This is a genomic window from Streptomyces sp. AC550_RSS872, from assembly GCF_019049285.1.
Classification (GTDB): Bacteria; Actinomycetota; Actinomycetes; order Streptomycetales; family Streptomycetaceae; genus Streptomyces.
Genome location: NZ_JAGMUL010000098.1, coordinates 23,200 through 33,208 on the forward strand (window position 1 = coordinate 23,200; position 10,009 = coordinate 33,208).

The following is a 10,009-nucleotide window of genomic DNA, read 5'->3' on the forward strand; positions in this document are numbered from 1 at the left end:
TCTCGATCGGGATCTCCGGCGCGAACGTGCACGACAGCCAGGCACTCGAACCGCTCGTGCGCGGCATCCCGCCGATCCGCTCCCGCCGCGGCCCGCGCAGACGACGCCCCGCCAAGCTGCACGCGGACAAGGGCTACGACTACGACCACGTGCGCCGATGGCTGCGCAAGGGCGAGGCATCCGGCACCGCATCACCCGCAAGGGCATCGAGTCCTCCACCCGGCTGGGCCGGCATCGCTGGACGATCGAGCGCACGATGTCCTGGCTGGGCGGCTGCCGCCGTTTGCACCGCCGCTACGAACGCAAGGCGGAGCACTTCCTGGCCTTCACCGCCATCGCCTGCAGCCTCATCTGCTACCGCAGACTCACCAAATGAGACGACGTCTAATACTGCAACGGTCTTTGCCGTGACTGCTGGCCAGCTCGGTCGTTGGTGTGGTTATGGGTGGGGACCTTGCTGATGTCAGGTTGTGGGCGGGGGAACTGGGTGCTCTGCATGAGCGGTTCGTGCACCGGTTCAACCGGGAGGAGCCGCGGCAGTCGGCGCTGGCTTACATGCGTGGGCTGATCGCTCCCTTGCAGCGGAAGAACGGCTGGACGCTGGCGGAGGAGGCCGGGCACGCGGGTCCCGATCGCATCCACCGGCCGCTGAACCGGATCGAGTGGGACGCCGACGAGGTCCTGGACGACGTACGCGACTACGTCGTGGAACACCTCACGGACCGCGAGGCCGTCCTGATCGTCGATGACACCGGGTTTCTGAAGAAGGGCGTCCGTTCGGCCGGCGTGCAAAGGCAGTACTCCGGAACCGCCGGCCGCACCGAGAACTGCCAGATCGGTGTGTTCCTCGCCTACGCCACCGGCCGCGGACGCACGCTGATCGACCGGCGGTTGTATCTGCCCACCTCCTGGACGGACGACCGGGACCGCTGCCGCCGGGCCGGCATCGACGACAGTGTCGTCTTCGAAACGAAGGTGGCCATGGCGAAGGCGATGGTCCGCCGGGCCATCGCCGACAAGATCCCGTTCAGCTGGGTCACGGCGGACGCCGCCTACGGCTACAGCAAGGGCTGGCGGTTCGAGTTGGAGCAGGCGGACGTCTTCCACGTCATGGCCACCACCCGGCACGACACCGTCGTCACCCGATGGTCCATCGACCACCCCGTCCACGATCTGTTTCCCGGCCTGCCGCGGCAGAAATGGAAACGCCGTTCCTGCGGCGAAGGAGCCCACGGCCGGCGGATCTTCGACTGGGCCCGCGTCGAGGTGCGGCCCTGGCACCGCGAGGACCGCCGGCACTGGGTCCTCGCCCGCCGCAGCGTGAGCAGGCCCGAGGAGATCTCCTACTACATCGCCTACTGTCCCGCCGACACGACGCTGGACGAGCTGATCCGCATCGCGGGCAGCCGCTGGGCGGTGGAGGAATGCTTCCAGACCGCGAAGCAGGAGTGCGGCCTGGACGACTACCAGGTCCGCCGCTATCCCGGCTGGCACCGCCACATGACCCTGGCCATGGCCGCCCACGCCTGTCTGACCGTCCTGCGGGCCCGACAACTGGACACGGACAAAGCAGAAACGGATCCTCCCAGCTCATCCCCTTCAGCCTCGCCGAAATCCGACGCCTGATCACCCGCCTCACCAACCGCCGCCCCACCCCGGTCGACCACATCCTGCACTGGTCAACCTGGCGCCGACGACGCCAGCACCAAGCCCGCATCAGCCACTACAAACGACGCGGACACAACCCCTGAAAACTGCCCAGCACTCAGAACAAGCACCGTTGCAGTACTAAAGACGTATCCGCGACGCCGGTTCCCACCCCCGGCATGTCGCGCGCACCCCGCGTGAAGCCGGCGCACTCGGCGCAGAGCCGACCAGCAGGGCAAGAGCTGCAGGACGCGCGATACGCATGCCGCTGCGGGACCAACCGGCTGCCCGCATCGCGGTCACCCCGCCAGTAACGCGAACACCATGGCTCGCACCGTGCGATGCCGCACGGCCGCACCGGCCGCGGTTCACAAATTCACTATGTTGCGAGTTGTGCGAGGTACTCGCGCCTTTCCCTTCTGTCGGGCAAGGGCGGCCCAGTGCTGAACTGGCCATCTGTCAGGGCGCCTTGGCGCGAAGCCGGTCCGGAACAGGGCCGCTCCGCCGTTCCCGTGGCCCGAACGGTTGCCTCCTCTCCCCACGGAGGGATCAACACGATGACGTACCCACCGGTACAGGACGAAGCTGCTTGCCGGCTTCCGGATCCGGCACAGTTGCGGGCTGTGCCGGCGCCACGGCTGCGTGGTCTCGCGGTCGAGATCCGGGCGTTCCTGATCGACCACGTGTGCACGACGGGGGGACACCTGGGCCCGAACCTGGGGGTCGTCGAGCTGACGCTCGCGCTGCACCGGGTCTTCGACTCGCCCCGCGACATCCTGATTTTCGTCTCACATGTCAGCCTGGCACCGAGTTTCAAGACTTTGGCTGGACATCAGACCATTCCTGACCAAGGACCAGCCTCATCCGGTCCCCCGAGCCGCAGCAGAAGGCACTGCTCGGGTCTGCGGCTCGCATGTAACACGTGGGCTGAGGAAATGACGCGGCAGCTGAGACAAACGACGCACGACACGGCGTGAGATGGCAGACAAGACCGCAGGTCACAGCACCACCGCATGACTCGGAGCCTGAGAACCTACAACCAGTGCAGGATCTCAAATTTCGTGGCCGAATCTCACGACGCTTGGCCTACCAGTGGCCAATCGGCCACGAACCTGAGACTGGCCGGTTGTCCTGTCGCATTGAAGCTGTTGGATTCCCACTCGTTCTCCTTCCTACCGACGGATTCTCATCCCGTCGCGCGCTGAGCGGGGAACCCGAGCGACCATGGGGAACTACTCGGTCCATCAGCACGACTCCGGTTTGCTCGAACACCGGGTCGCTTGAGAACAGCGAGGGTCAACGTTCTCAACCGACCTGGCAGCTCAGCGGGTCGGTAGCCCGCTGCCTGCCAACTGCACTGCGACAGGACACCGATCAGAGCGTTCACTCGTTTGGGTGACGTGACTCTGAGTCGGGTAGCACGCACGTCCGCATCTCGAAGGGCGCCACCTTGCCCCTCTGTGTCGGTTTCCTTCCGCTGGGTCGGTTGTCGGCCGTACCAGCCGGAGCACTCTGAACCAACGACACGTCGGAAGATCGGCACGGCCTTGGAAGGGTGAATGATCGCAAGACCGTTGATCGGGTACTCCGATGGGACGCCGGACGCGCGTGCCATGCGGCGGCTGGCATCGGCTTGATCCCGGGCTCCTGTCGGCCAGTAGCGGACGCGCCGCGGTCCCCGTCACGTGCCTCGTGCCGGGGACCGCAGTCGTACGTCAGGCGGTCAAAGGGGTGATCGCCAGTACCTCATCGCCGCCAACCGGGGTGCGGCCCGCCCCGTCAAGGGCGCTCAGGCGCGCGTGAATGTACCAGCAGATACAGGACGAGCCGCAAGATTTTGCCCAATTACCCTATGTGTATTAGTTGTTACTCCGTGCCGTCATGAACGGGCCCGCCAGGCATAGGCGTTGGCTTCGTCGGGCGCCGCATGTCCTGTCGCAGCAGAGAACGGAGAAGCCGGATGGTTCAGCAAGGCATGTCCAGGTGCGAGCGAGGCCGCCGTGGGTTCGTGAGGAAGAGGGCGGTGGCCGTGGCCGCGGCTGTGGCGATTTGCACCGGGACGATGCTGTCCGGAAGCGCCCATGCGGCACCTGCCCTGCCCCGGGTCCCCGTGTCACCTGTGGCGGCGGACATCCCCCTCATGCGGGCCGACGATGTGCCGCTGAAGCTGTACGTCATGGGGGCCCTCACGCTCGAATTCAAGGGCAACACCCACCTCATCGCGCAGACCGGTCCGGACGGACTTGCCCTGGGGGTCCGGGGGGTCTGGATGGAGGCGGACACGTCCCCGAGCACCCCCAACAGTGGCACGATCATCGCCCTGAAGATGCCGAACGCCACCCTCAAGCCCAGCAGTGTCCTACAGAAGGCCACAGGCGGCGATCTGGAAATGCTCCTCCACGCGCCTGTCACTGTCGAGGTGATCGACAAGGCCACCGGTGAGACGACCCTGGTTGGATCCACGGGCCCGAGGCAAGACGCCACGCCGGGGGCGAGCGACGTCAAAACCTTCAATGGCATCGCAGGGCCCCTCTCGGCTCTCCTCGACTCTGCATTGAAAATCACGTGCCTGAACCCCGAGACGAACGTGATCGTCTGCCGGGTCAACACGGATAACACGCCTTACAGCGGCTAAGCGGCTAAGAGCCCATCTTTGAACCTCTGTTGATCTCGCTTATTGCCCCGGCGGGTCTCTGTTCGCCCACGGCTCGCGAGTGGTTCGGCGGGGGGCTTTGCGGAGAGCTTTGCGGAGAGCTTTCGGATGCTCCGACTGGTGGCGCGTCGGCCGGGTGTGGGCGGACGGATTTCTGCCGGACCTGGGCAGATAGCGCGCCACGCCGGACACGACCCTCGTGCACCAGGCGGTGGCGCGTGCCCACCGTATGGGCCGGGTCGGACCGGTCCGCGTGCACCGGCTTGTCGCCGGGCCGAGGCGACGTTGGACGCGGTGAACGTGTCCGACACCGAGCTCGCCCGCCGGATCATCGAGGAGGAGCAGGAACGGCTGGGTGTGGGCGGCCAGAGGCCCTGACCGGAGAGCGGATCGGGGCGTGCCAGGAAGAAGTAGCATCGTCGCCGACGTGGCGAGGTGAAGGCCGTCGCTTACTGATATGGCGGGGTGAAGCGTGGAACAGAAGAAGCCATGGACGATCCAGTGGCATATTGCCGCAGATGGAACGGTGATCAAGCAGCGGTCCCGGGGCAGCGCGGAGCACGAACAGCTGTTCCAGCAGTTTGCGACGACGTGGACGCCGAAGATCGAGCAGCTCGATGCCATGGAGGAGGGGCTGCAGCGTGCCAGCGCCTCCGGCGAGCGAAGGTCCAGGGTCCTCCTCTACCTGGCCTACGTGGCTCTCGCAGGGCTCGTGGCCGGGATCGTGTCGGCCTGGGCCGGCATCGATACCGGATTCTTGACGCTGGGGTCGCTCGCTGTCGTCGTTCTCCTCGGGCTCAGCACGGGCGTCATCATGCGGGCATCGATCAGTCGCTATCAGCGCGCCCACCGGGAGGCCGGGTTCGAATCGTCGAACGGCGTCACGCTCGCCGCTCGCGAGGCCCGCACGATGATCAGCGATCCAGGTGCCGTCTCCGGCAGGGAGTTCGCCGCCGTCCGGGCCTGAGAGCCCTCGCGAGCCATCAAAGACCGTGCCGGGTGGCAGTGCGAATGTGAGGGAGAGTGCGGCCGCAGGCACCGCGGCCGATGTTCCAACCTGCATGGCAGACCGGCGCATGGCACCGGTTCGCGGGGTCGTCCTGACCAGGACGCTCCCGCTGTAGATCAACAACAGGTGTGCTGCGATCACGCGGCCCGAACGGCTGCGGCAGGTCGAGGGCTTGCAGACGTCGGATGGACGGGCGGCCGGGTGAGCCGACGGGTCATCAGCGTGATGGCCACGAGGGTGAGCATTGCTTCGGAGTGTTCGGGACGGGTTTCGTAGTCCCGGACATTCCGGCGCGCGTGCAACAGCCACGCCAGGGACCTCTCCACCACCCAGCGCCTCGGGAGAATCACGAAGCCCTTGGCGTCCTTCGGCCTGCTCACAGTCTTGATCGTCAGGTGGAGGAAGGACTTGGCCCAGGCGACGAGCGTGCCCGCATAGGCCAGGTCGGCCCAGACGATGGTGATCTCGGGGTGCATCAGCCGCAGGCGGAAGAGCGCTTCACGGGCGGCGATGCTGTCGTGCATGTCGGCCGGAGTGACCATCACGAACAGTGGGAGTCCCTTGAGGTCCACGATGATGTGCCGTTTCCGGCCCGGCGTCTTTTTCCGGCGTCGTATCCCGACGTGGAGCGCGGGACGGTGGCGGCGACCTTGACGGACTGTGAGTCGATCACCGCCGCCACCGGGTTCGGGACGTGCCCATCGTGCGGCGAATCCGACGCCGCAGCTGGTCGCGGATGAGGTTGAAGACCCCGGCCGCCGACCAGCGGCTGAAAAACCCGAAGACCGTCTTGAACGGCGGGTAGTCCTGTGGCAGGGCGGACCATTTGCAGCCGGTGTCGACGAGATAGCGCAGGGCATCGACGATCTCGCGCCGCGGGTGCGCTTCGGGGCGGCCGCCGCGTGGGGTCTGGCAGGCTGGCACCGGCAACAAGGGCTCGATCAAGAACCATTCGAGGTCACTGGTGTCCGAGGGGTAGCGCCGCTGCCGCATCGCCCGCCTCCCGTTACTCTCAGGCGATCAGGTCGAGGGTGGACTCGACCGAGTTGAGCTGGGCGACGATGTGGCGGATCCGTTTGCCCTCCGGATCGAGGGCGACGTGCGGGGCGATGGTGCCGGTGATCAGGCGGCGGACCTCGGTGAGCAGCACGTGCACCCGGGCTGTCTCGTAGGTCTCCAGTTCATTCGGGTCCGCAGTGCACTCGTAGCCGTCCGCACGGGTGTAGATCACGGGTGGCCACCCCTTCTTGCTGATGATGTCGCGCATCATCGCCATCCCTGACTGCACTTGGCTGCGGGTGAGTTCGGTGGCCCGCATCAGCTGGGGCATGTGGAGACCTGCCGGGCGGGCCTGCATGAGTGCTCTCCAGATCGCTTCCGCGTGCTCGCGTGCCGCGTCGCCCCGGTGCCGTGACCGGGGCATTCCTACTCGCCTCGCAGGAGTTTCGCGAGCTCCTCGTCGACGTCGACCTGGCCTGTGTCCACGGCGGTGAGGATCCACTCGCAGGTGGCGCGGACACGGTCGACGTTGCGGTGCACGGTGTCGCGTTCGTCGTCGGAGAAGGGCCGCTCGCGCAGCGACGGCACAATCCGCCCGGTCGCCGCGACGAACCGCTGGCAGGCCCCGACCAGGTCCAAGAACTCCAGCGCGTGGTTGATCTTCCGAACGGTCGGCTCGAACGGCTCTTGTTCGCCTTCGAGTTGCTGCTCGTGGGCCTCGCGCAGCTGGCGGGCCTGCTCGACCTGAGCATGATTGACCTGGTGCCTGGCGGTGTCGTCGGTCATGGCCTTGAACGCCACCGAAGGCCTGCGCAGAAGATCAGTCGCCACCTGGGCCGCGACCTGTTCGTCGGCGACCAGGTCGTGCACGGCCTCGACCTTCTCCTGCGTCGTCTCCGGGCCCGGACCGTGGTAGCCGACCCGCTGCCGGGAGTTCTCCGGGGTCCACCGCCGCTTGCCGGTCCGCTCGTCCAGCGGCGGGTTCTTGATCGCTGCCCAGCGCTCCTCAGGATCTGAGATCGCGGCGAGCACCATGTGGCGCTGACGCTACCGACCATCTCGGAATCGGACACCACAACCCACCCCCTGCCGGGCCGGAGCACGGCACCCGCGGCCATGAAAGGGGAACCCCGGCCCGCCCGGTACCGGCAGAATCCGCCCGCCGACCCCCACCGCAAAGGCGTACCGCCCCAGCGCGCGGAGCACCCGAAAGCGCTCCGCAAAGCCCGCTGCCAAGCCACTGCGAGCGGAGAGCCCGGTGGGTAGCAAGCCTGCCACCGTGGCGCATGTACGAGATCAACAGGGGTTCAAGGATGGGCTCTAAGCGGCTAAGCGGCTAGTACTGCAACGGTCCTTGTCGTGACGGGTGGACAGGTCTGTCGTTGTCCGAGGTAGGTGGCGTCCCGCCATGTGGTGTAGGGGATCAAGACGCCGGAATCCGCAGGTCGGAGACGATGGCGCCGCCGGATCGGGCACTCAACCCGCCTCAGCAGGACGCCTCGCGGGCTGCGGCTCGACGGAGATTGCCATGGACGTCGTACCGGAACGCGTAGCCCTTGATCCCCCACACCACGTCGCGGGACGCGACCCCGAGGTATGGGTGGGGACCATGGCGAGGCCCGTATATGGGCCGGTGAACTGAACGCTCCGCTTGGGGGACAGACTGGAATACGGCTGGAAGAGGAATCCGCAGCAGCAGCGGGTACCTGATCTCGCCTGGGAGCCGCGTTCCGTAGGTCGCCCTTGTCGCTGTCGCGGTAAGTATGCGGATTGCTGCAGCAGCCCGACACGGCGCCACAATGCGTTGGCCTGCGAATCCTTGGCTCAAAGGTACACGTCCGCCGTATTCCGGCCGGTCCCCCACCACGGATCGACCGGCTTCCCACTGACTCCTGGTCACTTCTTCATCCAGACGTAGAGGTCTCCGCTGATGCTCGTGGCAGGCATCGCTGATGCGCGGTCCGTGAATCTCGTCAATTTCGGCGAGTGCAACAGCCCCTTGGTCTGTGACCGCGCAGAAGGCGGCGCCGACTTCGATGCCTGCTCCTTGCGGTCGCCAGAGTCGCTGGCTTCGCGCTTCCTGAAGCCGGTGTTCGCCGCAGCCCGGCAGGCGGCGAAGTCCCATGCGCCGTTCAGACGTGATCAAGAGGGAGCCAGGCATCACGGCTCCGTCGGGCAGGGGCACTCACACGCGGCGCATCCCGCCGCCGAGTGGAACAGGCCCCGCCAGAGCGACGACGGATCGATTCAGCCTGGTCTGTTCGGGTGATCAAGGCTCCAGGGGCTGAACGAAGGCCGGTAGAACGGAGGTCGAGCGGTTTGCACGCCCGTTTACGAAGTGCGGCATGGCGGGCTGCCTGCTCCCTCCCCCCACCCGCCTACAGCGCTATGGCAACGGAGATGCGCGTGCCCGCTATGAAGTGGACCGATGACCTGCTGGCCCCCCTGCGGAAGACCGGCGATCCCCTGGCCGACGCCGCGATCGAGGAGATCTACGCGCTCGGCCGGCAGGAACAGGTCCGCCAGGCCCTCCTCGCCCTGGAGGGAAACAGCGAGCCCGTCCCGGACGGGCTGCCGCCGAAACTGCAGGAGTACTTCACGCGCAGCGCAGTCCTGCCCGAGTGGGCCGACCCGGAGCTGACGGCACGCGGTCAGGGCCTGCTCGGCCGCTACCAGGGGCATATCACCAGCACGCTGCTGTGCGGCTCCCTGCCCCTGTGCTACAGCTGCGGCGACGGCGCACAGGTCCTCTACCACTCCACCCGCCTCACCCAGGGCGTCTTCCGCCGGCTGATGGAGACCGCGCAGTTCGTCGTCGATGTCCTGGAGAGCGGCAGCCTCGCGCCGGGCGCGCGTGGGGTGCGTACAGCCCAGAAGATCCGCCTCCTGCACGCCACGATGCGTTATCACCTGTCGCGCAAGGAGGACTGGGACACCTCCTGGGGCGTGCCTGTCAACCAGGAGGACCTGGCTGCCACCCTGATGTGCTTCTCTGTCATCATTCCCCGCGGGCTGGCCCGGCTCGGCATCGAACTCCCCTCTAAGGACAGGGACGCCTTCTTCCACATCTGGCGGATCATCGGCCAGGTCCTCGGCGTCGAGGAGAAGGTCAACCCCTCCTCCTTCGACGACGGTGCTGCTCTGGTGGACGCCGTTCTACGGCGCCAGCAGCGGCCCTCCGAGGCCGGCATCGTCCTGACGAAGGGCATCCTGGACTTCATCCGCGAGATTCTGCCCACCCCGCTGTTCGCCGGCGTGGGCCCCACGCTGGTGCGCCACCTCGCCGGGGACCGGACCGCAGATTTCGTCTCTGTCCCGCCGGCCGACCACACTCGGCTCGTTCTCGCCGCCCAGTCCCCGCTGAGCATGGGATACGGAAAGGCCGGTGACACCGTGCCTCTGTTGGCGAGGGCGTCCAACGAACTGGGGTTGGCTGTCTTCAAGCAGGGCTTGCGTCTGACCAACAAGGGCCGCCGCTATCAGTGGCAGGTCCCGACCGGTCTGACCCCGGCCTAAGAACCCCTGACGAAATGGGGTGGCGGTTGCACTCCGGCGGGGCGACGATCTTTCGGTACTCGCCGTTGAAGGGGTAACTATGGGCGGCATCGCTCCGAGGGAGCTGATCTCCCTCGCCGATGACGAGGGGAACAGCGTCACCGTCAACGTCCTGGGGCGTAACCCCGGGTGGGCTGCCGGGCTCG

The 10,009-nt window shown here is 66.8% G+C and carries 7 protein-coding genes and 4 pseudogenes; 8 read left to right on the top strand and 3 right to left on the bottom strand.

The features are described 5' to 3' along the window. The 6 genes and pseudogenes from KUM44_RS46015 to KUM44_RS31540 form a co-directional block, all read left to right on the top strand. Positions 1–376: pseudogene (locus KUM44_RS46015) on the top strand (IS5 family transposase); the annotation flags it as partial. Between the two features lie 65 nt (positions 377–441). Continuing rightward, positions 442–1,626, top strand: coding sequence for an IS701 family transposase (locus KUM44_RS31520; protein ID WP_217213175.1), 1,185 nt, complete (start codon positions 442–444; stop codon positions 1,624–1,626). Between the two features lie 578 nt (positions 1,627–2,204). Continuing rightward, positions 2,205–2,424 (top strand): annotated as a pseudogene (locus KUM44_RS31525) (1-deoxy-D-xylulose-5-phosphate synthase N-terminal domain-containing protein); the annotation flags it as partial. 1,246 nt (positions 2,425–3,670) lie between these two features. Continuing rightward, positions 3,671–4,282 (top strand): hypothetical protein, encoded by a 612-nt coding sequence (locus KUM44_RS31530; RefSeq protein ID WP_217213176.1) that lies wholly within the window; start codon positions 3,671–3,673, stop codon positions 4,280–4,282. A gap of 211 nt (positions 4,283–4,493) precedes the next feature. Continuing rightward, positions 4,494–4,678: pseudogene (locus tag KUM44_RS31535) on the top strand (hypothetical protein); the annotation flags it as partial. 94 nt (positions 4,679–4,772) lie between these two features. After that, positions 4,773–5,267, top strand: a complete 495-nt coding sequence (locus tag KUM44_RS31540) for a hypothetical protein (RefSeq protein WP_217213177.1) — start codon at positions 4,773–4,775, stop codon at positions 5,265–5,267. 179 nt (positions 5,268–5,446) lie between these two features. Here KUM44_RS31540 and KUM44_RS31545 read toward each other — a convergent pair. The 3 genes and pseudogenes from KUM44_RS31545 to KUM44_RS31555 all read right to left on the bottom strand — a co-directional run bounded on the left by KUM44_RS31545 (position 5,447) and on the right by KUM44_RS31555 (position 7,343). Beyond that, positions 5,447–6,302 (bottom strand): annotated as a pseudogene (locus KUM44_RS31545) (IS5 family transposase). Positions 6,303–6,321: 19 nt separating this feature from the next. Further along, on the bottom strand, positions 6,322–6,639 hold the full coding sequence (locus KUM44_RS31550) for a RacP protein (RefSeq protein ID WP_374202089.1): 318 nt from the start codon (positions 6,637–6,639) through the stop codon (positions 6,322–6,324). Positions 6,640–6,734: 95 nt separating this feature from the next. After that, positions 6,735–7,343 carry a DUF6192 family protein gene (locus tag KUM44_RS31555; RefSeq protein WP_217213179.1) on the bottom strand — a complete coding sequence of 203 codons (609 nt, stop codon included), beginning with the start codon at positions 7,341–7,343 and terminating at the stop codon, positions 6,735–6,737. A gap of 901 nt (positions 7,344–8,244) precedes the next feature. Here KUM44_RS31555 and KUM44_RS31560 point away from each other — a divergent pair. Both KUM44_RS31560 and KUM44_RS31565 read left to right on the top strand, forming a co-directional pair. Beyond that, positions 8,245–8,577, top strand: a complete 333-nt coding sequence (locus KUM44_RS31560) for a hypothetical protein (protein WP_217213180.1) — start codon at positions 8,245–8,247, stop codon at positions 8,575–8,577. A 131-nt stretch (positions 8,578–8,708) separates the two neighbouring features. Then, a complete protein-coding gene (locus tag KUM44_RS31565; protein WP_374202090.1) occupies positions 8,709–9,824 on the top strand; it encodes an oxygenase MpaB family protein in 1,116 nt (371 codons plus the stop codon). The last annotated feature ends 185 nt before the right edge of the window (positions 9,825–10,009 follow it).

Bases quoted from the DNA above. Each gene is read 5' to 3' on its own strand.
- KUM44_RS31550 (WP_374202089.1), bottom strand. From the start codon at position 6,639: ATGCCCCAGCTGATGCGGGCCACCGAACTCACCCGCAGCCAAGTGCAG.
- KUM44_RS31520 (WP_217213175.1), top strand. From the start codon at position 442: ATGGGTGGGGACCTTGCTGATGTCAGGTTGTGGGCGGGGGAACTGGGT.
- KUM44_RS31565 (WP_374202090.1), top strand. From the start codon at position 8,709: ATGCGCGTGCCCGCTATGAAGTGGACCGATGACCTGCTGGCCCCCCTG.
- KUM44_RS31555 (WP_217213179.1), bottom strand. From the start codon at position 7,343: ATGGTGCTCGCCGCGATCTCAGATCCTGAGGAGCGCTGGGCAGCGATC.